This window comes from Mucilaginibacter gilvus (assembly GCF_004054195.1).
Lineage (GTDB): Bacteria > Bacteroidota > Bacteroidia > Sphingobacteriales > Sphingobacteriaceae > Mucilaginibacter > Mucilaginibacter gilvus.
Genome location: NZ_SBIW01000025.1, coordinates 1 through 26,189, shown reverse-complemented (window position 1 = coordinate 26,189; position 26,189 = coordinate 1). Strand labels below are relative to the sequence as shown.

Annotated in this window: 20 protein-coding genes; 6 read left to right on the top strand and 14 right to left on the bottom strand. The window is 40.6% G+C overall.

Translation table 11 applies throughout. The features are described from left to right. The first annotated feature begins 309 nt into the window (after positions 1-309). The gene (locus EPL05_RS21915; RefSeq protein ID WP_128536132.1) at positions 310-1,488 is read left to right on the top strand and encodes an alpha/beta hydrolase-fold protein; all 1,179 of its coding nucleotides are present in this window, start codon (positions 310-312) and stop codon (positions 1,486-1,488) included. A 406-nt stretch (positions 1,489-1,894) separates the two neighbouring features. Here the strand turns inward: EPL05_RS21915 and EPL05_RS21910 are convergent, their stop codons facing one another. Continuing rightward, the gene (locus tag EPL05_RS21910; protein WP_128536131.1) at positions 1,895-4,615 is read right to left on the bottom strand and encodes a bifunctional YncE family protein/alkaline phosphatase family protein; all 2,721 of its coding nucleotides are present in this window, start codon (positions 4,613-4,615) and stop codon (positions 1,895-1,897) included. Between the two features lie 610 nt (positions 4,616-5,225). On the opposite strand from EPL05_RS21910, the gene EPL05_RS21905 reads away from it, so the two are divergent. Next, a complete protein-coding gene (locus EPL05_RS21905; protein WP_128536130.1) occupies positions 5,226-7,754 on the top strand; it encodes a TonB-dependent receptor in 2,529 nt (842 codons plus the stop codon). Positions 7,755-7,933: 179 nt separating this feature from the next. Beyond that, entirely contained in the window at positions 7,934-8,149 is a 216-nt protein-coding gene (locus EPL05_RS21900; protein ID WP_128536129.1) for a hypothetical protein, read from the top strand. A gap of 196 nt (positions 8,150-8,345) precedes the next feature. Here the strand turns inward: EPL05_RS21900 and EPL05_RS21895 are convergent, their stop codons facing one another. After that, positions 8,346-10,805: an outer membrane beta-barrel family protein gene (locus EPL05_RS21895; protein WP_128536128.1), complete on the bottom strand. Its 2,460-nt coding sequence runs from the start codon at positions 10,803-10,805 to the stop codon at positions 8,346-8,348. A gap of 515 nt (positions 10,806-11,320) precedes the next feature. On the opposite strand from EPL05_RS21895, the gene EPL05_RS21890 reads away from it, so the two are divergent. Next, positions 11,321-13,726 carry an outer membrane beta-barrel protein gene (locus EPL05_RS21890; RefSeq protein WP_128536127.1) on the top strand — a complete coding sequence of 802 codons (2,406 nt, stop codon included), beginning with the start codon at positions 11,321-11,323 and terminating at the stop codon, positions 13,724-13,726. Positions 13,727-13,941: 215 nt separating this feature from the next. Here the strand turns inward: EPL05_RS21890 and EPL05_RS21885 are convergent, their stop codons facing one another. The 11 genes from EPL05_RS21885 to EPL05_RS21835 all read right to left on the bottom strand — a co-directional run bounded on the left by EPL05_RS21885 (position 13,942) and on the right by EPL05_RS21835 (position 23,770). Further along, positions 13,942-14,388 (bottom strand): Fur family transcriptional regulator, encoded by a 447-nt coding sequence (locus EPL05_RS21885; RefSeq protein WP_128536126.1) that lies wholly within the window; start codon positions 14,386-14,388, stop codon positions 13,942-13,944. 239 nt (positions 14,389-14,627) lie between these two features. Then, on the bottom strand, positions 14,628-15,062 hold the full coding sequence (locus EPL05_RS21880) for a MerC domain-containing protein (protein ID WP_128536125.1): 435 nt from the start codon (positions 15,060-15,062) through the stop codon (positions 14,628-14,630). A 150-nt stretch (positions 15,063-15,212) separates the two neighbouring features. Further along, complete coding sequence (locus EPL05_RS21875) at positions 15,213-16,157, bottom strand: metallophosphatase (protein ID WP_128536124.1); 945 nt, start codon at positions 16,155-16,157, stop codon at positions 15,213-15,215. After that, entirely contained in the window at positions 16,135-16,920 is a 786-nt protein-coding gene (locus tag EPL05_RS21870; protein WP_243837352.1) for a 5'-nucleotidase C-terminal domain-containing protein, read from the bottom strand. Before EPL05_RS21870 ends, EPL05_RS21875 begins: the two co-directional genes overlap by 23 nt. Continuing rightward, on the bottom strand, positions 16,917-17,369 hold the full coding sequence (locus EPL05_RS21865; RefSeq protein WP_243837351.1) for a hypothetical protein: 453 nt from the start codon (positions 17,367-17,369) through the stop codon (positions 16,917-16,919). Before EPL05_RS21865 ends, EPL05_RS21870 begins: the two co-directional genes overlap by 4 nt. Position 17,370: 1 nt before the next feature. After that, positions 17,371-18,573, bottom strand: a complete 1,203-nt coding sequence (locus tag EPL05_RS21860; RefSeq protein ID WP_128536123.1) for an ABC transporter permease — start codon at positions 18,571-18,573, stop codon at positions 17,371-17,373. Further along, positions 18,570-19,202: an ABC transporter ATP-binding protein gene (locus EPL05_RS21855; RefSeq protein ID WP_128536122.1), complete on the bottom strand. Its 633-nt coding sequence runs from the start codon at positions 19,200-19,202 to the stop codon at positions 18,570-18,572. Before EPL05_RS21855 ends, EPL05_RS21860 begins: the two co-directional genes overlap by 4 nt. Positions 19,203-19,425: 223 nt before the next feature. Beyond that, positions 19,426-21,837 carry an outer membrane beta-barrel protein gene (locus EPL05_RS21850; RefSeq protein ID WP_128536121.1) on the bottom strand — a complete coding sequence of 804 codons (2,412 nt, stop codon included), beginning with the start codon at positions 21,835-21,837 and terminating at the stop codon, positions 19,426-19,428. Positions 21,838-21,864: 27 nt separating this feature from the next. After that, positions 21,865-22,461, bottom strand: a complete 597-nt coding sequence (locus EPL05_RS21845; protein ID WP_128536120.1) for a hypothetical protein — start codon at positions 22,459-22,461, stop codon at positions 21,865-21,867. Between the two features lie 104 nt (positions 22,462-22,565). Then, a complete protein-coding gene (locus tag EPL05_RS21840) occupies positions 22,566-23,546 on the bottom strand; it encodes a CobW family GTP-binding protein (protein WP_128536119.1) in 981 nt (326 codons plus the stop codon). Continuing rightward, a complete protein-coding gene (locus tag EPL05_RS21835; protein WP_128536118.1) occupies positions 23,543-23,770 on the bottom strand; it encodes a hypothetical protein in 228 nt (75 codons plus the stop codon). The genes EPL05_RS21840 and EPL05_RS21835 overlap by 4 nt, the downstream gene beginning before the upstream one ends. A gap of 122 nt (positions 23,771-23,892) precedes the next feature. Between EPL05_RS21835 and EPL05_RS21830 the strand changes: the two genes are divergently transcribed. After that, positions 23,893-25,089 (top strand): GTP-binding protein, encoded by a 1,197-nt coding sequence (locus EPL05_RS21830; protein ID WP_128536117.1) that lies wholly within the window; start codon positions 23,893-23,895, stop codon positions 25,087-25,089. 93 nt (positions 25,090-25,182) lie between these two features. Further along, the gene (locus EPL05_RS21825; RefSeq protein WP_128536116.1) at positions 25,183-25,608 is read left to right on the top strand and encodes a Fur family transcriptional regulator; all 426 of its coding nucleotides are present in this window, start codon (positions 25,183-25,185) and stop codon (positions 25,606-25,608) included. A gap of 159 nt (positions 25,609-25,767) precedes the next feature. On the opposite strand, the gene EPL05_RS21820 is transcribed toward EPL05_RS21825, so the two are convergent. Next, on the bottom strand, positions 25,768-26,189 hold a 422-nt coding region (locus tag EPL05_RS21820; RefSeq protein WP_128536115.1), incomplete at its 5' end, for an AAA family ATPase.

Below are 26,189 nucleotides of genomic sequence, written 5' to 3'. Positions count from 1 at the left end.
GGGTGGTCAATTTGGCCCGGAATGCCTGGTCAGTTTGCCCCGGAATGGGGTGGTCAATTTGACGCGGAATCACTGGTCACATTCCGCCGGAATCAGGTGGTCAATATCAGCGGTATATCCACGCAAAGTGCTAAAATGGGTATTACTGCTTTTTTTTAGTGGCCTGGGCTTGATCGTACTTCAGTATACCCAATATAAGCTCAACGACCCACTTCCCTATGGCATAGAAGCCATATTTATCGCAAGTGGCCTTTTTATCTACTATGTGCTGATATCCCGAAAAAACAATCTTTAATAATCAAATTGACAATGAAAAAACTCCAAATCGCTGTGATATTTTTCATGGCTGCATTCTGTGCGTCTGCACAACAGTTGAAGCTAAGTGCTAAAATAGAGATCAAACTGCATTCAAGTTCAGAACAGATTGATCACACTATATTTATCCAGCTCCCCAAAAGTTACGGGAAGGTACACACGCAATTCCCTGTAATTGTATTGCTGGATGCACAGGACAAATCATTGTTTGATTATGCTTCTGCTGCTGTTGACAGGCTGATGTTTACTAACGATATACCCGAAGCTATATTTGTTGGCGTCGTTCAGAGCGATAGGGCTAAGGAGCTGAGCGTGGAGAAAGACGAAGCGTCTGCCTTGAAATTTCAGCACTTTTTAAAAACAGAGTTATATCATACGCTTCAGAACAACTATCAAGCGGGTAGCTATTTTACTTTCATTGGGCATTCATTAGGGGGACAATTTGTTACGAACGCTATGATCGATGACCCGGATTTTTTTAGATCGGTTATCAGTATTAGCGGCGCGTTGAACTATCCGGCTGATTATACTTTCTTTAAAAAGAAAGTACTAAACGGTTTACGAAATTACCTGATCAAAAACCAAAGCAGTGTTGCGACAAAGCAAAAATATTATTTTTCTGCAGGCAGCGACGGTTACCAGGAAAGCGGTTTTAAATCTGGTGCGTTCACTGCAGATAGCTTGTTAAAACAATATCCGAACCATTCACTTAGCTGGCAGTTTGATTTTTTAAAGGGATTCAACCATATGACAACGCCACTGCAGAGCATTCCGGCGGGATTGGTGTTTGTTTTTAAAGACTGGCATTTTACAGACAGTCTCGCCATGGAGGTGTTATTAAAACAGACTACAGATCCTATTGATGCCATCAACAAGCAGAAAGATCAGATCAATAAAAGTTACACAAGTAACTTAGCATTGCCCTATAGCTGCTATTACCAGTTCGCTGAATTTTATATGCAAAAAGGCGACCTGGTTAATGCTAAAATAATAGGCCGGGATATGGTCGAACAATATCCTAACGACGATGAATCATATGCCCTTGTAGGAGAGATCTTGCTTAAGCAAGGAGACAAAACCGCGGCGTTGAGATATTATAGATTAGCCCAGGGTAAGTCAGAACCGGGGAAATATCTAAAGGAGATTTCGGATATTGAGTCAAGCGGAAAATAAGTTATCATCGTAATCTTTAAAACATTTCCTCCCCACCCTAAATCTTAGTTGTGGGTATTGGTTCTATTCCGTCCAATCAGGGTTTGGATTCGTCCCCAGACTGGACATAATTCGAACCATTTAGTCGAACAGTTAAAAGTTTTGAACGATTTACGAGTTGTATAATATCACTGTTTTTTTAATAAATAACTGCTATTTGATAGCGGTCAGCTCTTACAAAAATAATCTCGAACCATTTCTAAGATTTAAAAAATATTCAATTAAATAGGCTCTTGAATTTTTCCAACTAAATATATTTAACCAGGCTTGCGCGTATGCTCCATTAAATAAGTTTAAAAGCAGGTAACCCGTAGGCACAACGCAAGCCGCTTTGAATAATCGCTTAGAAGGCCAAAGTTCATAGGGTTTATTCATCTGCATCTTTGCCCGCTAAGTTTGCAGGGTATGCTTTTTTGCCTTTTGCAGCAAACCACAAGATCCGGTTCATCACATCATCGTTTCCGCCGTCTATATGATCGTACTCGGGGCGTAAAGATAGTTTAGCGTAGTGCAGTTGCGCCCCCTTTAATTTGGCAATGCCGGGATTAATCCGGTCTATTGAAATTCTGTTAGCCAGGCTTTGATAAGGTTTTATAATTTGGCGCTGGTTAAAACAGTTAAACATAGGTAGCGCGGTAGCATCCATTATATTCATCGGTGGGATGCCCAGAATTTGTTCTATAGAGCGTACCATGCTGACCTGGTTATAGTTGGTACTTACCTTGTGTTGAAACACGCTGTAGGGGCTTACCACAAACCCCGTAGTTCGGTACGCGGATACATGGTCCCATCCGGCCTGCGAATCATCTTCGGTTATAAAAATCACGGTGTTTTTCCAAAAACGGCTTTTGGATACCGCTTCTACTATCCGGCCCAGTGCCAGGTCGTTATCGGCTACCATTGCATTTGGAGTAGGGAGGCCGGGCCGGGTACCAACAGTATGGTCTGCCGATAGGGCCATCACCATTAATTGCGGCAAGGCATCACCGGGTTGGTTCTCATACTCTTTTAGTTCTTTTATAAATGCCGATGCTCTAACTTGTTCGGTTATCCGGTGTTCGTCAGAGCCGGGGAAGTTTTGCGAAAGCATAGGGCGTACTCGCGATATGGTGCTGGTGTTGTTAAATCTAAAAGGCTTGCCTGCTTTATAGTCATTGTAAATAGATAGCCAGGTTTGGGAATTATCAAATTGGGGTTGACAAGCCTCACCGTAGATCCGAACGGTTTTGCCATGGTCGGCAGCATTGTTCCAAATAAAACCATTACTGGCATATACTAAGGCATCTTCCTGTACATGCGGATAGCTGCGAAACCAGGCCCTAACACTTTTTTCTACATAATCGGTCACTATGGCGGCATCTGTCCACTGGTGACCTTCTGCCGAACATTTGCCCGATGCGTAATAATTATCCAGCAGTTGGTATTTGCGGGCCAAATTATGCTGGTTTGGTGTAATGCTGTCTCCGTAAATACAAAGCGATTTGTTACCATTGCCTTCGGGCATATCACCCAAAACCTGATCATAAGTGCGGTTTTCTTTAATTATGTAAAGCACATGTTTAAAAACCGACGGCTCTCCTATACGCTCGGGCATTGGCTTAGGTGCCATGTTTTTCCGCGGAAGTAACCGGGCTATTTCCTGCCTGAAGGTAAGATTAAGCTCTTTTACTTTTTTGGTGTAAGCTTGTAAAGTAATGCCATCCGGTACGCCAATGATCGATACAGTAGCTTTTTGATGGTGTGAATTAAAAGATTCTACTGCATCTTCGCCGGGGCGGTCATCGCGGCTTAGCTCTTTACTCCCAACACGTGCGCCTTCGCCCTCTAAATTGGTTACAAACAGGTTATTGCCATCTATAGCCAGTCCCCCAGGATAGGCTTCTGTTGGGATAAAACCGTTAACCCTGCTTATGCCGGAGCCTCCTTTTGCCGCCTTGCTGCCTAATTGAACAACTGCCACTGCATTATCCATTCCGTTGGCTACATATAACGTAGTACCGGCAGGATCAATGGCCAGGGCATTTGGTGTATCGCCAACAAAGCTCTTTTTGCCTGGCATAAGCTTAACCGGTATCGATTCAACACTTTCAAGCGTGCCGGTTGATATGACCGATACTTCATCGCTGTTTCCGTTGGCTATGTATACAAATTGCCCGTCAGGGCTGGCAATAATAGCGTTGGGGTGCAGGCCAACTGTTATTTGTTTGATGGTGGCACCGGTTAACGGATTGATTACAGACACCGTGCCCATTAATGTGGCGCCGGTTTTTTGGTTTATATATGTTTTGCCATAAGGTACACCGGCCGTTTCTTTGTTTAGCGTATCCGTAGGTTGCGGCCCGGCCCAATTGGTAACATACGCTTTATCTTTTACAATTACCAAACCATAGGGGGCAACGCCAGTAGCAACGTCGTAAACTGTTTTATGAGTAGTCAAATCGATTTTTACGAGTTGGTTGTTCCCGTTTAGCACTGCGTAAAGGTAGTCCTTTCCGCTTTCGTTGCTGATAGCGATCTCGTTTGGTAACGCTATAGGTGAAGGGCTTGCGGGTTTAAATTCGATGGTATTTATTATGCTGATCTTTTGACCATCCCAACCAGCCTGAAAAACAACAGAGCGTGAGTTTTTACCCTTAGCTAAAGCCGCGCTCCAAAATATATTTACCTTCCCGCTGAGTTTGGTAACCTTCAGGCCCGAATAGGTACTCATCAGACCTCGGTATTTGCTGTCGGCATCGTAAGCCCAACGTGCTTTAAGTCGTTTGGTTACGGTGTCTATAATAGCAATGCCATAGCGGTCCTCTACAGCCAGTAAAGCCGTACCGCCAATCAATTGAACGTCCATACTATGGTTTTCCTGTTCGGGGTCGCCAAAGCTTACCACTTTGCCGGCGGGGTCTATCAGCCGGTTATAGGGCATCATTACCGGAAGAAGCTTATTGGTCAGTGTGCTGTCGTCATAGGGATGATGCATATTGAGCACATCGTTATCCGCCCTGCTTCTTTTATCAAGGGCAGATTGGCAGCCGGTAAATATGGCACAGGTAATAATAAGCGACCATACGGAGAGAAGTGTTTTAAGTTGCATGCTTTAAAAATACAAATTAGCGTATTCAATGTGTTTTGAAACAGTAGTTAATGTTAAGTTATAATCAATAGATATCTCAACAATTTTATATGATATATAAGTTTAGTTAACTTTATAGAAATGAAATATATAGTCGTCAATGCAACAATGTTGTTTTATTTCTCAAAAAGATCAATAATAACTCAGTTAATAATTACTTTTGTCTTAAGAAATAACAAAATATTAAAAATTGAAACAAAGTAAATTTCGTGTTTTATGTGCGTTGACCCTCCTGTTATGTTTTGTAGTAGGTCAAATTATACTTTTTTCGCATCAGCACGCTCCCTTAGCGATAGTTAAAGAAATTGGTCACTCGTCCAACCCGACAGTAAAGGCCAATTGCCAGCTATGTGCTGCTATGTACACGAACCATTTTGTAATCAACGATAGCCCTCAATTACATGCTACAGGAACTTGTGAGTATCTGTTTATTGCGGCAAAATATCATTTTACAGGGATTTCGCTCATTCTTTCTGCCGGACGATCCCCTCCCTTTTCATAGTATTTTACTTTTTTTCTTTTACTATTCATTGCTCTAAAGCAGTATTTCTCATTTTTCAAAGACTATACTATGAAATTAAAAATATTTTTGATTCTACCAATATTATTGATTGGTTTTTCATCATTTTCCAAAACTGTTAAATTATTGGATAAAAAAATCGATGAAGGGGCTACTGGTACGCTTACAGGAACCGTAACTGACAAAGCCACAGGGAATCCAATAAACGGCGCAACAATCAATATTCCTGATCTAAGGCTTAGCGGTTCAACGGATGTGACAGGCCACTTCGCTTTCAATCACTTGCCAAGGGGAAGTTATTTGGTGCAGATCAGGTATGTAGGCTATGCCACTGTGAATCGTAAAGTTGATTTTACAAAAAACACGCCGTTAGATGTTCAACTTCAAATTTCCTCCATTGAAGCTGGCGAAGTTGTTATTACTGGAGTAAGCCGAGCAACTGAATTAAAAAGAGATCCAGTACCGGCTTTGGCGGTAGGCAAAGCTTACATAGATCAGCGCGCGGCAGCAGGAAACATAATTGATGCAATTGCTAATATCCCGGGCATCAGTGCTGTTACTACGGGTCCCAATGTATCTAAACCGTTTATTCGTGGCTTGGGTTATAACCGGATAATCACTTTGGAAGATGGTATACGCCAAGAAGGGCAACAATGGGGGGATGAACACGGTATTGAAGTGGATCAAAATTCAATTGACCGTATTGAAATTATCAAAGGTCCTGCCAGCTTAAGTTACGGTTCTGATGCGATAGGTGGTGTAGTAAATTTGCTTACTCCGCTGCCAGTTGCAAATGGCAAAATATTGGGGTCATTAACTGGTCTATATGGTACAAACCAAGGTCTTTTGAACGGGTCATTCCGTTTGCAGGGGAATAATAATGGCTTTGTTTGGGGAACTACAATATCAGGAAAAGAAGCTAAAGATTATAAAAACCAATACGACGGAAGAGTTTATGCTACGGGTTATCGGGAAAGGGACGCACGCGTGATGATTGGTCTGAATAAATCTTGGGGATATTCATATGTAAATGCATCACTATTTGACGATTTACAGGATATACCAGACGGAAGCCGGGATTCGCTGACACGTAAATTTACCAAACAGATTACCGAAGATGATGCGTTTCGCACAATTGTATCTCCATCTGAATTAAACTCTTATAAAATACCCGTGCTTCACCAGCATGTGCAGCTCTACCGCATTTATAATAATAATAATTTTATACTTGGCAACGGAAACTTGATTGTTAACCTTGGTTATCAGTTCAGTCACAGAAGGGAATTTACACACCCTGAAGATGCAGCCATCGCCGGTTTGAACCTGCAATTAAGCACCTATACTTACGATGTAAAATATAATTACACCTTAGGAAATGATTACGACGTTAGTGTTGGCGTTAATGGTCAATATCAAAATAATAAGATTGGCAATGCCACCGATTTTCCGATACCTGCCTACCACCAATTTGATATCGGGCCATTCGCCATTATCAAAAAAAGCTTTGAAAAGTTAGACCTTTCTATAGGGTTGAGATACGACAACCGCTCTTTTAAAGGCGAGGCAGCATATATTGATACACTAAATAATAAATACCCATCACTGTATATAGGAAGTAATCCTACTACAGCAAACGGAGTTACACCTCAGTTTTCAATTTTAAATAAAACTTTTTCTGGCTTTTCAGGAAGCTTTGGAGCGACTTATAATTTCTCAGACGAATTTTTGTTGAAAGCCAATATCGCGCGTGGATTTAGGGCTCCAAGTATTGCTGAACTATCTGCCAATGGCCCCGATCCGGGCTCTCAGATATATCACGTAGGTAACAGTAATTTTAAACCAGAATTTAGTGTCCAGGAGGATATCGGTGCTTTTCTGAGTTTGCCGAACGTTTCTGCAAGTGTTGAATTATATAATAACAATATTCAAAACTATATTTATCAGCAGCAGCAACTAAACGCAGATGGAACACCTTCTGTAAATCCATCTTTTCCTCTATATGCTATTTTTACTTATGTACAAAGCAAAGCCCGTATCAATGGTGGCGAATTTAATTTAGATATACACCCGGTTAGCTGGTTGCATTTTGCAAATTCTCTTGCATTAACCTATGGTACAAATTTAGGTAACGGCGGCACTGTGGCGGATAGCTTAAAACATCTCCCGTTCATACCTCCATTACATACCCATTCGGAATTGCGCGGCAATTTTGCTAAGGGTTTTGGTATATTTAGGAATACTTACGTTTTTGTTGGATTCGATCATTTTAACGCCCAAAATCGTTTTTTCTCGGCCTACGGAACAGAAACCTATACTGCGGGATATAACTTGTTAAGTGCCGGGATTGGTGGGAATGTGGTTAACAACTCCGGAAAAACTGTAGTACAATTATTTATTGAAGGAACCAACCTCGCCAACGTTAATTATCAGTCAAATTTAAGCAGGCTTAAATATTTTGACAACCCTGTAGTGCCAGCTGGAGTTCAGCCCGGTATTTTCAATATAGGGCGAAACATTAGTTTTAAAGTAGTGGTGCCGTTCGATTTGTCTCCACATACTAAACCGACTCCTGGTTCTTAAATTTAAGGGGCTTTAATTTCGATTAGAGCCCCTTTTAAATAAGATTATTTTTTTAGCGTTGATTTCAGACCATAAATTTCGACTATTTATGAGTAATCTGAGCAATAAACGAACCCAAATCATAGCTATAATCTTTCAGCATAAATGGCATGCTTAATTAGCAATCCTCCAAAACTGGTATGGCCAAAGCAAAATCAAGTCGAAAAAAGCGAATTAGAAATCCTAAACCAGAGCGCTATAACAATAGAAACAGGGCGATTAGAAGGCGCGTTGAAAGAAGAAAAAAAAAGGCTGACGAAAAAGAATCGAAAGCAATTCTTATTGTTGTTGCCGGCATGTTACTGGCTTTGGCATTTATAGTGATCCTATATAATATTACAAGAGTCCAACAATGATTAACGATTTTAACATTATTGTAGTCCATTTTTACAATGTAATGGCCATATTGAGAATTAACTCAAAAATAGTATGATTTACGAATATGTAACAATTAAATATTTTACAAAATCTCCGCCTTTTATTTAGTCTATTATATATTTAAAGGTTAACTATATAATAAATTACTACTTATGTATAATATCGAACTAAATGTTATTTGTTTTTCCCCGTAACGTCATCATTATTTATACTCCGCTGATTTTTCTTTAGTTCAGCTTTCAAGCTGCCAAAGTTGTAGCTAACACTCAATCCAAATGTTCGGTAAAGGCGCTGACTAACGATAGTTTGCTGAAAATCGTCTGTCTGTGTTTGAACTCTTGTATAGCGAAATTTACTATAGGGGTTGCTGATGCCGGCGGTTATGGTAAGCTTTTTATCCAGTAAGGTTTTTGTTAACCTGTATGAATTAAATACATAGGCATTTGTTGATCCCTGCAAGGTAATGTTGGCACTGTAAACCGTGACAGATGCTGTAGCCCGCCAGGTAGGGCTTAGCTTATAGTTTAAAGTGGCATAAGCAAAGCCCTGCATCCCATTATTTGCATAGAAATTGCCGTTATATGTACCTCTAATCCATAGATAAGATAGTTCACTATTTAATGTTGCTGAAAAAGATTTTGTTATCGGGTAACTGATGCTGGCATTCAAACCTGCAGTTTTATTTTGCCCCACATTTTGGTACGTAGTAAAAGAGGTGGTATCTATTAAAGTTGTTACCTGCTGAATATTGTTATTTGAAAAGGAATAGCTTAAAGTAACATTATAGCTGCCCTTTCCATAAGTGCTGTAAGCCAGTTCAAAATTGTTATTCAGCACGGCTTTAAGAGCCGGATTGCCGGTATTTACAAATAAGGGGTTAGAACGGTCTATATATGGGTTGAGTTGCAGAATACCGGGCCTCGAAATCCTTTGCGTGTATCCTAAGTTTATTGTAGCATCCTTAAATTTATGCTGAAGGGATACCACGGGGATCAGGTTGGTATAATTTGTATTTAACGCGCTTTCCTGCGTAACAAAATCAGCATTCACTTCTGTATGTTCTAACCGTATGCCTGCCTTAATTTCAACCGGCTTCAATTTCAGGTACCAGGAATGATACAGGCTGTAAACATCCTGACGGTAATCAAATTGATTATCAAGGTCTTTGGCAGGAGCGTACTGCCCGGTTAGCGGGTTTAATGCCTGGCTGGTATAGTCACTAAAACTTCTGCGCAGTATCGCTTTAATACCACCATCCACAATGAATGTTTTGCCAGGCTGCACATAATCTGCCTGAAAGGTTTGTTCAAGGGTTGCATTCTCATTTGCTTGCCGGTAACTGTTTAAAGGGTAATTAAACTGCTGGCTGATCAGTATATCGTTGCTTTGGTTATTAGGCGCGTTATGATATTGATAAGAAAAAGTAAGCAGCCTGTCTTTTTTATGTTTAAATCCCAATTGGTAGTTAAAATCGAGGTCTAATCCGCTTTCGTATTGGGGATTGATGTTGACGGAATTATAGGATTGTACCAATTGGCTTTGTCCGTTATATAATGCAGAAGCTAAATTATCGCGATCATCATAATTGCTTTTAAAAAAGTTTATAGAAGCGGTCAAAAGGTTTAACGTATCTGCTTCGTAACTTAGCTCTACGTTTTCGGTATGGTAATTTCCTACATAGGAATAGGTTCCCTTTTGTGAAAGTAAGGAAGCATAAGGCTTTATCGTAGTACGGTTATTTTCGGTTTCGAGGGTTTGCTTAAAGTCCTGGTAAACATACGCCCTCCCGGTAATACCGAATTTCCCCTTCTTTCCGGTTATGCTCGCGTTTTCACCTATGCCTAAAGTGTTGTTGTAATTAGTGCCGATTGAAGCATTGTAGCCATCAATAAGCCTTTTATTCAAAACGATATTGATAATGCCTGCAAGCCCTTCGGCATCATACTTAGAAGGAGGTGTTGTGATCACTTCAATTTTTTGTACGGAAGAAGCAGGCATTACCTTGAGCGCTTCCTTTGGGCTGCGGGCTAATAAAGATGATGGCCGCCCGTTGATGAAAATCTTAAAATTTCCACTTCCTTTTAATTTGATATTTTCTTCACCATCAACGGATAACAACGGAACCTTGCCAATAAGTTCTAAAACCGATTGTGTTTTACTATCGGGGTCGGCCTGTACGTCATAACTTAAACGATCTATTTCCTGTTTTATTAATGGCTTACTGGCGGTAATAACAACTTCTTTAAGCTGTCTTTCATCTGCCGAAAGATAAATGGGTGCAAACTCTAAAACGGTATCTTGTTTCAAAGAATCAGCTGGAACGGTGATGGTTTTGGTTTGATAACCGATGTTTACAATAGTTATAGAAACTGTTTGTTTGATGGAACCGGTCCATAAAAATTTCCCGGCACTATCCGTTAAAAATGCTGCAACCGGCTTGCCACTTACAAAATCCTTAACGTTAACGTTTGCGTAAGATACGGGCTTGTGACTAAGAGAGTCTGCTACCCTGCCTTTTATCACATACTTTACCTGCCCGAATGTAGCTGTAGCAATTAGAGAGAATAATACAAATAGTAACCTTTTCAGTATCAAAAAACGATGGTGCTTAAAGCCGGGCAGATAGATTGGCATGTAATAAGTTTTTAATTCAAATGGTCTCCGGGTAAAAGTTTTTGAAGATTAATGGCATAGTTACCCTCAGTATCAGGCGTATTCACGAGTTTGCCTCAGCACATAAGGCTAATAAGAGTGCCAATGTTTGTAATGTCGAAAATGTCTTGTGCAGGCACAAACGCAGCTTTCCCCTGCCGGGTAGAATGGTGACTATATTTTTAATAAAAGCTTCCAAGGAAATATTATAACTAAAAATTAAGGGATGATCCATAAAGTACTCCGTAAGTTTTTTTAAATGAAGCAAATGATTTGCAAGTTATTTAATGCAATAAAGTTGCGTTAAAAATGTTATTTTCACAAATAATTTTTATCTGTCTACTTTAAATTGCCTGTAAGTATGATTTATCTTCGATTATTATAAGTTGGCGACAAAAGATGCTGGATTTTGACAGTCATGAACTCACCTACAAATAGTAGTTTTACACACAACTTAGTTGCATTAACAATATTTTACTAAAACGTCGCCGTTTAAAATGATGAGAATTACGCCATGCTTTCTATTAGCTCTGCTATTATTAACTTATTGCAAAGGCTATGGGCAACAACAGTTAAAAATTGAAGGATTGGTTACTGACCAGAGACACAAGCCATTGCCAGGTGTTACCATTACCTTAAAATATCTGCCAGACTCATCAACAATAGCCAGTTTAGCTACGGATACTAAGGGGCTATATATTTTTCAACTTTTAAAGCCAGGCAAGTATTTTGCACAAGCCCGGTTTTTAGGATTTAAAAATAAGCTATCCTCCATAATAATCATTCCCGGCAAGCAACCGGAAACTATTATCATGGAGGAGACCTCTAAAAATCTCAAGGAAATTATTGTAACGGCTAAACAACAAGCGGTAGAAATGCAGGCTGGTAAGCTAATTTATAATATCGACAAAAGTATTACCGCAACCGGGAGTTCGGCTTTTGAGCTATTACAGCGCACGCCCGGTATCAGTACAGATCAGGATGAAAACCTGGTATTGAAAGGTTCGCCAAATGTAAATGTAATGATAGACGGTAAAATGACCTACCTGTCTGCACGGCAATTGAGCAGCCTGCTGAAAAGTACACCAGCCATAAATATCATGAATATTGAAGTTATTACCACGCCATCCGCGAAATATGATGCGGCTGGTAATAACGGTATCATTAATATCGTCACCAAAAAGAACAATAAAAAGGGCTATGCGGCGGAACTGAGTACGGGTATCACAGGGGGGCAATACTTATCGAATATGCAAAGTATGGCCGGCAATATCAAAACAAGCAGGTTAAACTTTTTTGGTACTTACAGCTATAGTTATGACCACAGCACCTTTCACAGGAGCAGCCTTCGGCTGGCCGATAATAATGGAGCGGTGACTATTTATGACCGCCGCTCGGAAGATCCGAGTATCGGCAAATATAACAGTTATAAGGCCGGAGTTGATATTGACCTAAGCAAGAACCAGCAAATCGGTATTATTTATAATGGCAATACCGATACCTGGAGCCGGGACGGCAGTGGCCCAACCTTTTTACGCAATGCGGATAACGCGGCTACAGCGGTAGTGCAAAATCATAATATTACCAGAGAACCTAATAGCAACAATGCTTACCAACTCAACTATAAAGCAACATTGGATACTTTAGGGGGTAAAATTACCGCCGATGCCGATTATGCTATTTACCATAATAACTCCAAAGGTACGCAGGACAACCAGCTTTTCGATTTAGACGGCAACCAGTTGCAAGCATTTCAAAGCCTGCGCATCAGCCAGCCAAGCAATATCAGCATCCACTCGGTTAAATCAGACCTTGTTTTGCCTCTTGGTAAAATTAAGTTACAAACCGGAGTAAAATACGCCTCCATAAAAACCGACAATAATTTTGTTTATGACTCGCTGATCAACAACAATTATGTCATTGCACCTTATTTAAGCAATCATTTTATATATACCGAAAATGTCGCGGCTGCGTATCTTTCCGCCACCCGTAAATGGAACAATATCAGTATAGATGCCGGGCTTCGTGCAGAACATACCCAATCAAACGGGGAGCTGTTGAGTGTATCGGGCAATACGGATTATAAAAGGAGTTACACCAATCTTTTCCTCTCGCTTGCGCTGGATTACCGGGTTAATACCACCCATAAAATAGGGCTATCCCTAAGCCGGCGCATTAACCGGCCGGCTTACAGTGAATTAAACCCCTCCCGGTATTATTTTGATAAATTTTCCTACTACCAGGGTAACCCAAACTTACAGCCCGAGTTGTCCTGGGTGGCATCTGTTAATTATAGTTTGTTTGACAAATACATCGCTACACTCAGCTATACCCGTACCACCGGTTTAATTGCCGAGCAATCCATACAGGATGTTACAACGGGAATTATGGTGCTGACCAACAAAAATTTTGCACATAGCAATCTGTTCGATCTGATGTTTTCAGTTCCCATAACAGTGAGCGATAACTGGGAAATGAACAACACCGCAGACTTTTATTACCAGGCCTACGCTAATCAAATTGGCGCTGTTGAATATAACCTTCATCGGTATACCGCCGACCTAAGCACTATTCAAACCTATAAATTACGAGATGGTTTCGCGGTGGAAGCAAGGGCAAAATATACCAGCCCTGCGCTAAGCGGCACTTATTTATTGAGATATTACTTTTCGGCAGATGCGGGTGCGAAAAAGAGCCTGTTTAATAATAAGCTTGAGGCAAAGCTTTCTGTAACAGATATATTTAAAACCATTCATTTTTGGGCGGACAATGTAGCCAACCTACAGGCCAGCTATAACCATACACGTGATTCCCGCAGGGTAAGCCTATCATTGGTTTATCATTTCGGTGGCAAATTCACTAACAGGGAAGTCAATAAACTCGAAGAGCAAGATCGGCTGTAAAAATGCTTAAAAAGCAGGGATTAACGTTACTGATGACTAAACAAAATAATAGCGGACCCTACCAAGTTGAGCAGCTATCAAAATTATTATGAAATTAAGTTGTTACACTTTGCCTTTGATGTAACTATACAAATATAACAGGATAGCCGTTATTGGCAACAACGTTGCTTTAATAGAAAGGCCGATTTTAAAGAATGGTCAAATCGGTTAATGATTTATTTAGCAGGGCTTTTTTTACTGCATTTGGGGCAAATCCCCGTTGCATACAGGTTAAGTGCCTCAATTTTAAAGCCAGCGGGGACATTTATGGCTGGCATGCTTAACTCCTCCAAGCAGTAAACATTTTTACAATTGCTACAGTTAAAATGCAAATGTTCGTCATGATGATGGTTTTCTTCGCAATTTGATAAGCACATCGCATAATTGGCTGTCCCATTAAGGTCAAACACCTTATGAATGATGCCCTTTTCTTCAAATGCGCTAAGAATACGGTATAGTGTTACCCTGTCTATATCATTCATAACACTTTCCAGGTCTGGCTGCGAGGTTGCGGTACTTTTGGAAGACATCATGGATAGTACCCTTAACCTCGGGCTTGTCTTTTTTAAATGATGCCTGTTTAACAGTTCTTCGAAATCAAATTTATTTTTGGAAAGGGTCATTATATCATTATAAATGCAGAACTTATGCAAAACTAATCATAAGGTATCGGATTTACTAAACATCCAATTAAAATGGATCGCTGGATTTAGAAAAAAGCACTTGCTCAAGTAATTATCAACGCCTGGAAATTGTCATATGTCCCTTTACATAATTCCGGTATAGCAAATGGACATCCTGTTTAGGGTGGTTGCAAGCCGGATTAAGAAACGAGATACATAAAAGAAAAAAGAAGAAATATTTACGGTCGGCTTTTTTCATGGTGTAAATGTTTAAGATGGAAAATATTGGCTTGGGCATCACAAATACCCTGGTATTTGTAATTGACAAAATGAGCAAATGCAATCAGCAGGCCACCCATTGGTGCCATAACAAATTGCGGCCAGCCTTTAATTATGGTATGCCCTAAAAGGATGAACGTAAATCCACCTAACAACAGGATAACGGGCAAAACTTTGCGATGCTTAAACAAATAAGATGTACTAATAGCGTAAAATCCGATGAACAATGCCAGGATAATCATGCTCCATTCTATCCATGGATTGGCTAAAAAACTTAACCCTATTAAGGGAAGGCTGGTAAATATTACTGGAACTACCGCGCAGTGAATCGCACATAAGGTTGAAGCAGTCATTCCGATATTATCTAAATTTATCGTGGTCCAGAAAAGTTTCATGCGCAAAGTTACTTAATTGCTATTATGTTGCATTTGCAAAAATCTCAAAAGCTGATTTTTTCTTAATAAATGACACTCATTCATTAAATACATTATAAAGGTCCCTAACGGAATATTCCGTTCCGTACAATAAAGCCGGAGAATTTTACCTCAATCTATATAATTGGATATAGCATAAGGCGTTGCCGGTTGGATTTTTTTATTGCGTTTATGATCAAAATAATAATCTATCCTTCCCAAATTGATCCCAGCCCAGCCAACCTGGTTTATGGTGGTGATCTTTCCATCCAGGTTTTTTACATCTTCCGGGGCGTTCATAAAGGTGTGCGTATGGCCGCCGATGATCAGATCGATATTGCGGGTTTCTTTAGCCAATACCTGGTCTGACACCTTATTTTCTTTGTACTGGTAACCTAAATGAGAAAGGCAGATCACAAGGTCACAATGATGCTCGTTCTTTAAAGCGGCGGCTATTTCATTTCCTTTCGTTATCGGATCAAGATATTGGGTTTCCAGGTAGTTCTTTTTGTCCACCAATCCACTTAGCTCTATTCCTAATCCAAAAACACCAATTTTCAAACCATCCTTAATAAATAGCTTATACGGTAAAGTGGCATTGTGCATAATGGTATCCGATAAGTCATAATTACTGATTAAAATGGGGAATTTTGCATTGGGCAGTTGTTTATAAAACCCGCCAATTCCGTTATCAAAATCATGATTGCCCATTGTAGCGGCATCATACCCCATATCGCTCATCAGTTTCATTTCCAGTTCGCCACCAAATAAATTAAAGTAAGGTGTACCCTGGAAAATATCACCGGCATCAAGCAGCAAAACGTTCTTTTGTTCTGCACGGATCTTATTGATTAATGCCGCCCGCCTGGCCACACCGCCCAGTCCCTGGTTCCTGGAGCCATTCATCGGGAACGGTTCTATACGGCTATGCACATCATTGGTGTGCAGTATGGTTATCCGTTTTAAGTCGCCTTTGGCAAACGCATCGATATATGACGTACTTAAAGCAAGGGTTGCCATGGCAACCCCACTTTGTTTAATAAACCGGCGGCGGTTAGTTTTTTGTAATTCTTCCATCTAATGTCGCATCTATTTTTTTACCGGTGGCTGTTTGTGCCTTAACATAGGCGATCAGCGCGTCCCTAACTTTTAAATTTAAAACCCTTTTTTCAATAGGATTAGCCATCCCTTTACTATTATCTCCACCGGCAGCTATATAATCTGAGGTAAGCACCGAATAAGTCTTAGCCACTTCAAATGGTTTGCCGTTAATAGTAATTTCCTGTGGCTCGCTGTTTTTGATCTGCATCTTTAAAGCGGCCACCGGTTCGCCGCCGGCCTGGGCAATGAAATTCAGCAACTGTAAAACGTCTCGCCCGCTGAGCTTGAGCACGACAAGCTCATTTTCAAACGGCATTAGTTCGAAGATGGTGGATAACCTGATATTTCCCTTTGGGAGGTTATTTCGTAGGCCTCCCTTTGTGGTCGGCATCGCAAAATCAATTGACGGGTCTATTTTTTTTGCTTCTGTAAACACTGCGTCAGCAAAAAAATTGCCTAAAAGGGTCTCGGGCAAATCGTAGCTTTTGGTAAGTTCCTGGCTGCTTTCACCAATGATGGTGTTCATTTGTGCATCCATTTTTTGCTTGTAAGGCTGATAGCTTTTTAAAATGCCGGAATCGACAACTAAGCTGCTATCGATATGGTATTCGGCCCTGGCTTGTTTGATAAGGGTGTAATGCGGCTGGCAGGAGGTAACTGTTAAACTGATTGCAACACAGCATAGCAGCCAGCTTTTAAAGTTACTATTCAGCATTTTTTTAATAACGATATGGGTCATTGTTCTATCAATTTGGCATCGTTTAAATAAACCGGCGGTAAATAAAAGGCATTGCCGTTGTCTAATTTTAATATACCATCTACAGTAACTGTTTTGAAGGTGAATGTTACCGGGCTTTTTGCATTGACGATAACCATAATAGGATTGCCATTTTTACCACAAAAATAACATTGATTAATTGGCAGGGTAGAGATCATAAACTTAGTTTGCTTCATGCCCGCCTTCATCGGGATCATATACCCAGTAAGCTGAAAATGACGATTTTCAAACCGTTGCACACTTTCGCTATAAACAGGTATTACCGTTGTGTCATTAACTTTTTTAAACATCACCATATCTATAATATCCCAGTTAAAAGAGCTTACCTTATCATTCGGATTGTGTTGCGCCTGGCTTTTGGCGGTTATTGAACAGATCAATATCCCCATAATTATCAATATGGCTTTCATTTTAATGCTGTGCTAATAGGTTTGAAATATTTGACCGATAGGCCTGTATGGCGGGCAGCAGGGAGGCGATTATGCCAATACCAAATCCAACCACAATTAAATAACCCTCCTGGAGCAGGAATATATTACCCCATAGTTTGGCTTGGGTAGAATCCTGGTAATTACTGATCAGTTGCAGCGTGATGTGCCCCATCAATAACCCTGCTATTGTACCTATGGTTGTTAAAATAAGCCCCTCCGTGATGATAACTAAAAACAATTTAAACTTAGACGCGCCCATCACACGCATTATAGCCAGGTCATATTCGCGTTCTTTTAAGGAATTGTATAGACTAATGAATACACTTATCGCGGATATGAACATGATTAAAACTGCAAACCATTGCAACGTATCCACACCAATGCCAATAAGTGAAAAAAGCCGTGCGCTTTCTAAAGCCGGTGATGCTGCCTGCATGCTGGTAGATTGATTAACCATTCGTGGGAACAGGATCACAGACATGGGTGAGCGGTACTGGATCAATAATGATGTAATTTCAAGCTCGCCATTTTCATAAGCCTCGGTTTTACCCCCGGTGTTTTTTTCTTTTGTTTCGTGCATTTTCCAAACACTGGCAACATTGGTCAGCACAAGATTGTCGGTTACATTTCCCTGGGGTTTTAAAATCCCGGTAACCAGGTAAGCATGATTTTTATGCACATCGGTATTACCGGTCAAACCATGTGCGCCAAAAAAATGATCGCCGATATTCAAATGCCCGCTTTGTGCTACAATGGAACCAAGGGTTACTTCAAAATCATTTTTCCAGAACCTGCCTTGTGCAAGTTGAAGATCATATAAACGTATAAAACCTTTATCTGTACCTGCAATTCTAAACCCATTGTAATTATCGCCCAAGGCTAAAGGAACAGCTGTTTTAACCAACGGATTGTGTGCTAAGGCATCGGCTTCTTTTAATGGTATGTTACCTGTTGGGAAGTCTATATAAAAAATACTGCTTAAAATAAGCTGGAGGGGGCTCCCTTTGGCACCTACTACCAAGTCAATATCTTTGGCGTTATTTTCCAGCTTTTTTCCAATCTGGTCTGATGCCAGCATCAATAGCGTAATAATGCCGGTACCGAAAGCGATCAGCATGATATTTAAAGCGGCAGTAAGCTTGTTAGCCGCAATGCTTTTAAAGCTGATCTTTAACATATTCATGATTGTAAAATGTATGCCCTTTCAATCCGTTCCTGTACTCTTTTATCGTGGGTGGCAATTAGGAGGGTAGCGTTATTTTGTTCTGCCTGTGTGATCAAAAGATCAAGTACGGCACGGGCATTTCGATCATCCAGGCTGGATGTAGGCTCATCTGCGATGAGTAAAGACGGTTTGTTTACTACAGCACGGGCTATTGAAACGCGTTGCAATTGACCCTGGCTCAATTGGGAAGGATAGTTAGCTTTTTTGTCGGCAATATTTAATGAATTCAATACATCTTCCACACGTTTATTGTTCACCGGCAACCCGGCAAGTGATTGAGCCAATAGTAAATTTTGAAGCACCGTTAAGCTTTTAATAAGATGCGCGCGCTGAAAAATCAAACCGATATGTGCACCTCTGAAATGATCCATTTTGGTATTGGACAACTGGCAAATAGCGGTTTGGTTGATATATACTTCTCCATGCGAGGGTTTAAGTAAACCGGTCAACAAGTGCAATAAAGTTGTTTTGCCACTGCCCGATTCGCCAAGCATTAACCACTGTTCTCCTTGCGTTACCGTCCAATCCCTGAATGATAAGTTCAGCTCTTTATTATAACTGTATTGTAAGGATTGAATTTTGATCATTTTCCGTTTGCTTACACTCTTGAAACATTAGTTAAATATAATTAACAAACGCAACATTATTGCTTTTATTTTATAATGAAGATGCTTTGTAAGATTAAATAACTACAAAAAACAGGGCAGGACATAGTAACCTAACAATTGAAATAGATCATCTTGTACTTTATATAAAAGAAAAGGCAGCTGCTCATCATACAAATTAAACCACTTAAGGTAGTCTATACCCTTACAGTCTGTTCTGCTCTTCGGTTTTATGGCTTTTTCCTCCGTCAAGCTTACCTCCAATATGATAGGTCATTGTCAGATAAAAACGCCTACTATCAGGAATGCTTTTGTAAAAATAATTTAACGAATTAGTGATAGACTGCCCCCAGAAACGATTGGTATGGAAAATATCGCTTAATGCCAGGCGCAGATCCAACTTGTTATGCAGCAATGTTTTTTTTAATCCCGCATCTTGCTGAAAATAGTACCGGGTAACAAAGATCCCATAGAGTTCGGGAGAGGTGTAATGGCTCAACAATTCAAAGGAAAAGTCTTTAGGTAAGTTAACTGTTTGATTTAGGATAAGATCCACATTTATTTTTTTCGCTGTATAGCTGCCATACAATTGCGTTATAGGGTATTTTGTATAACTCACGTCAGCTGTCGCATTTAATTCCCAAAAATCCCTGATTTTTATGGGCGCAACTACCAACAGGTCGTACCTTTCTTTATGCAAAAAATTGGCATTTTGTGCAATAAGTACCCCGGTGACATTATCCAGCTTGATCGACCTGGATATGAAATTATTTGCCCTGTTGTAGGTTAAGCCAACTACGTATTTATCCATAAACGTATAATTAAGGGAAGTGATCCATGCCTTTTCGGGCACCAGGGCGGGATTGCCCGCGTAATAGGAATACTTGTCCGAATAGAAACGCACGGGGTTTAAATCAGCATAGTTGGGCCTGTTGATCCGTCCCGTAAAAGACAATGACAATTTGTGGTTTAACCCAAAGTTGTTGCTGATCATAACAGATGGAAAGAAATTGGTGTATTTGCGTTCAATCAAAGTCCCCGCGTTAACACTATTTGCAGATGTGTAGGTATGCTCTACGCGCATTCCAAGTTCTATTTCTGTTTGTTTCCATTGCTTAGATGCGGACAGGTAAGTTGCCGCTATTTGTTCCTTATAAATAAAGTGATCGCTAAGCGACGGAGCGTAAACGGTATTATTATTGATCAGCGAGTCGTATTTAAAATCATTGTCAATATTTATAGCTGCGTACTTGAGCCCGGTTTTTAGTTTGAACTTTTTATTAGGCAGGTTCCAATCGGTTTTTACAGACCGGATGGTAATAATATTGGGTTGATGATAGTTTAATTGCTGATAGGGCTCCAAAGCAACGTTGTTGGGATCGAATGATTGGTTCCCTACAAAACCATCAGAATTATTACTGTAATTGACGTAATCGGCATCGGCGCTTACCGTCTTTCCGAGGGTATCCAGTTTAAGTGAATAATTCAGGTTATATACGTTATTATAATAAGGCTCCATGGAAACGATCCGGTTGTTAACCTGTCCAACAAGGTCGCCGGATGCGTTGGTCAACAGCGTTTTTCCGTTGTTTGTCTTGCTCCAATCATCCAGGAACCCAGTGTAGCCAAAGCCGATAGTTGACTTTGGCGTAAGGTAAAAATCAACCCCGGCTTTATAACTATAGTAATACGTTTTGTAAGATTCCGGGTAATGCCTGCTGTAAGTAACTGGACTGCCGTTGGCCGTTAATATATTGGTATTCGATCTGTCGAAATAATTCCGCTGCAAATCATAGCCGATATTGCCATAAATATTAAACTTAGGTGTACGGATATTCCCGGTAACACTATGTTTGTTTAGCAGGTATCTGCCTGCGCCAATACCCGAACTGATATTTATAGCGTAACCGGGCTTATTGCTTTTTTTGGTAATGATGTTAATGATCCCACCGTTACCGGCAGCGTCGTATTGTGAAGATGGTGTACTGCTTACTTCGATTCGGCTGATATTATCCCCTCCCATCCCTTTAAGCATATTGGCTAACTGCTGCGCAGATAAATAGGTCATTTTGCCATCCATCATCACATTTACAGCTGATGAACCCTTCAATAGCAGGTTGTCATTCTGATCAACGTTTACGCCGGGTGTGCGTCGGAGCAGGTCAAAGGCAGAACTGCCGGATGCCGAGGCACTTTTTTCCACATTATAAACCAGTTTACCATTATTAACTTCTATGGCCCCCCGGCGCGATGTCACCACCACTTCTTTCAATTTTTCAAACCTTGCAATGAGCACCATATTTTGTACAAGGTTGCCATGAAGTGAAAATTCTTCGCTGATTGAATTTTCAAAACCGATAGCGGATGCCTTCAGTTTATAAATGCCCCCCTTTAAGCCCTTCAACTCAAAAGTGCCATCCGCCGTACTCAATGTTTGAATAGTTCGAAGCGTGTCTTGTAGCGGTATCAACGTCATGGTTACCAATTTAACAGGTTGTTTATTCTTATCTGTGACGGTACCTGAAAGATTATAAGGAGGGAATTGCTGCTGGAACCTGCCCAAAAGTGTTACGGGGTAAAACCATAATAATATCAACCCACTGCAAAATAATTTCATGGTGACAGCGCATTTTTTAAATTACTATTACTCTTGGCCAAAAAATTCCCAGCCAACGCACACACCATTGATATAGGTTTTAAAGAACCGAAACTTATATAAGTATCGATCAGTCCTTGTATTCCTGAATGAAGGATCAGGCTCATCATCAAATGGATTGCTAATCAAAGCAATATAATCATGCTGCTCCTGTTCATTTATTCCGGGTAGTGAATCCCATGCCATCGCTTTAGCCTCTTCTAAACTAATCTCGGTAGTGTCTTTGCCAAGATTTGAACTTAATCTTTTAAATTCCAGGAGTAACTTATTCAGATTGCCATATGCTTTTTCAAGAGCCGGAATGTGCTCACCCCTGAACCTCACGTTATGAAACGTATAGGCAAGATCCTTTAAAGCCTCATAGTTTTGAGGTTTATGCCGGTACACATCTAAACGATGCAGCGATGGCAGGTCGTCCGCCAGCTTGTAAATCGCGTTCAGGCAATCCCTGTTCATTATTTGTGATGCTCTTTCCTGCAGTACAGGATCATAGGTTATATAGCCTTTAGCTTTCTGATCAGTGAAAAGCTGGCAGGTATCATACATCTCCAAGCAAATTGTACTTATTTCTTGCTCTACGTTCATAAGCTATCTTTAAGCATTATTTTAAACTATCCTTATTAATAAAATGGCACCCCATAGTGTAAAGATTCACGGGAATACAGGCTGGTTTACTTAGCCTTTATTTATTACTTAGCAGCAACCAATGCTAAACATTGCCTCAGCATCTTCTCAAACCCCGGCGCTTTCAGTTCCTTCCCTATAAAAACTATTCTGCTTTGTTTCAATTCTTCATGCTTCCAGTCACTACCGTAACTGATGGCAAGGTCAGTATTGACTGATTGTAAAATGACCCTGGAATTGTGCTCTTGTGCGTAAATGATCCCCTTTACCCTGTAAATATTCTCCGCCTGGAAATTCAGGAATACCGTTAACCTGTGCTGCAACAGGGCTATATCGAAAGGTTCGGAGAACGTGAAACTCAACGAAACCAGGTCAAGATGCTGGTGTTGTTTTAACGATTGCGGCACCAGGCTAAACTTTGGCCTTTTTTGTACTATAGTGCTACGCTCCAAATCAAATATAGCATCCAATGGGTAACCATTTTTATTTCCCGCCAACACTTTTGCAAATGGATTGATCTCTTGCAGTAGGTTTTCAAGGTAGGCTAAGTGATCGGCTTCTACCAGATCTGTTTTGGTAATCAATAAAATATCACCGAAACTGATTTGCTTCCTCGCCTCATCGGTTTCCCTTAACTGCCGCTCAATATGCCGTGCATCTACCAGGCAGATCACTCTTTTCAATTGGTAATAATTACCCATACCAGCTATGGTTAAAAAAGGCGAAGCGATAGAGGCGGGATCTGCAATGCCGGTAGTTTCTATAACCATTTCGTCAAACTCACTTTTCCTTTTCCAAAGCGATTCCAGCAGGTCGTAAAAGTCATCGCTCAGGCTACAGCATATGCAGCCGTTGCTCAATTCAAACACATTATTATCCGCACTAATGATCAGGTCGCCATCAATACCTTCTTCACCAAATTCATTTTCAATTACAGCTAATTTAACTTCTTTTCTCCAGGCGATTAGTTCATTCAGAAACGTGGTTTTGCCGGCCCCTAAAAACCCGGTGATGATGATTACCGGCCTCATATCGGTGCTAATCATGCCTTTACCTTCCCTTTTGCCATATAAAACCAGCTTAATACATTTTCATAATGCTGTTTGCCATAAAGCTGGATAAAGCTCTCTGTATAACTGTCGGTTTTATTTTCTAATGCTTGTATCCGGCCTTCAATAAAGTTGCGGTCTGGTTTTATCCCGCATGCAACGGTGATGCAGCGGTACCATTCGTTAAAATCCTGTGGTATCATGTATTTTATAATTTGCATAGGCTATTTACCAGCCTGTGGGGAGTGCAAGGTAAAGGTAGGGCATTTTACTTTAAAATGCAACTATGTTGCTTTTGTTATTTATTTATTTACTTTTGAAAAATATTGCAAGCAATTATCTGATGAATAAATTACCGGTAACCGTGTTAAGCGGCTTTTTAGGAGCAGGGAAAACAACCCTCCTTAATCATATCCTCCATAACAAAGAAAATTTAAAGGTGGCGGTGATCGTAAACGATATGAGCGAGGTGAATATTGACGCACAATTGGTAGCGAGCGAAAAAACCTTATCCCGCACAGAGGAGAAATTAGTGGAGATGAGCAATGGCTGCATTTGCTGTACGTTACGGGAAGACCTGATGATAGAGGTAGAAAAATTAGCTAAAGAGAATAGGTTTGATTACCTGCTCATCGAAAGCACAGGTATATCCGAACCTATCCCGGTTGCGCAAACATTCACCTTTGTGGATGACCAGGCCGGTATAGACCTGAGCCGCTTCTCAACCTTAGATACGATGGTGACCGTGGTAGACTGTTTTAATTTTTACAAGGATTTTGGCACGGCAGAAAGGTTGCTTGACCGGAATCTGGTGCAGGATACCGCTGATCAGCGTACTATCGTTAATTTGCTGACCGACCAGATCGAGTTTGCCAATGTGATCGTCCTGAATAAAACTGACCTGATCTCTGCTGGTGACCTCGGCTTACTGACAGCCCTGATCAGGCGGTTAAACCCGGAAGCAAAAATTATCGGTTCTGTATTTGGCAAAGTACCGCTTAAAGAGATATTAGATACCGGGTTATTTGACTTTGATAAAGCATCGCAGGCAGCAGGCTGGATAAAAGAATTGGAAAATGAACATACTCCTGAAACAGAAGAATACGGTTTAAGTTCAATGGTTTTCAGAGCGCGCAAGCCTTTTCACCCGCAACGTTTCTGGCATTGGCTTAACCAGGATTTTCCGACCAATATCATCCGCTCAAAAGGGATGTTCTGGATTGCTTCGCGGCCGGATGATGCCCTAAACTTCTCCCAGGCAGGAGGATCGAGCCGTTTAGAAATGGCCGGGGTATGGTGGGCCTGCATGACCTATGCCGAACGGATAAGGTACACCGATTTTCAGGAGAATAAGGATTATATAGAAGGGAAATGGGTAAAGGACTGGGGCGATAGGATGACTGAATTGGTTTTTATTGGTCAGGATATGGATAAAGCACAGCTTTTAATTGAGCTGGAAAGTTGCCTGCTTACTGATAAAGAGGTTGAAAGCTATAAAAAAAATGAAAAATTTATTGATCCTTTTGTGATCAATAGCTGAGGATATCTTACCGGGCAAGATATCCTCTTTATAAGCGAATCCGTCATCATAGAAACCATTTTACTGCCTTCAAGCAAAACTAATTCTGTAGCGATGAATTTGAACAGCGCCATCAAAGTCCTTAGGCAACATCAATTGAAAGCTACATCTGTACGCATAGGGTTATTACAATTGCTGGCAAAGAAATCTACAGGCATATCATTCGCTATGATTAAACAAGAGTTTGATATGAAATTAAACTCAGTTACATTATACCGTGTGCTCAAAAACTTTGAAGCGATCCGTTTAATTCACAAGGTGCTGGATAGCGGAGGAACAGCTAATTATATGCTGAGTTTAGATGACGCTTCCAAATCTAAGCATCAGCAACACATGCACTTTAACTGTACACAGTGTAATAATATATTCTGCTTAAATGAGCTGAGCGTACCGCATTTCTATTTACCGGAGGATTTTCAAACAGAGTTTGTTGGCGTGACTCTAATTGGGATTTGTCCGGGTTGTAACATAATGGTGTGAAGACCAATACAATTGTCGAGCAGACAAAATGATCTATTTCCTAATCCAGCTTTTTTGTCAACTTGGGTCATACTCATGCTGCATAGCAACAAATTATAATTGTATCTATAAATTCCACTGCGGGGGAAAAAAGGGCGGCTTTCCACTGTATAAAAAACCTTATATGGTTTCCAAATAAAGCTTTTGCAGGTCCCCCGCATTGATTTCCGATGCCTTTAACGTGTGAACCAACTCGCCCTGGCGCATAATACCGATGTGTGTCCCTATATTTACTGCGTTGAAAATATCGTGTGTAGCCATCAGGATGGACTTCCCCTGTTGCCCCAATTGCTTAACAATTGTAGTAAATTCGTTTGTGGCTTTCGGATCGAGGCCACTGGTAGGCTCATCCATTAAAATCACTTCAGCATTTTTAGCTACTGCAATGGCAATACCCACCTTTTGGCGCATACCTTTACTGAATGGATATACCGCTGATATTGACCACCTGATTCCGGCGGAATGTGACCAGTGATTCCGCGTCAAATTGACCACCCCATTCCGGGGCAAACTGACCAGGCATTCCGGGCCAAATTGACCAC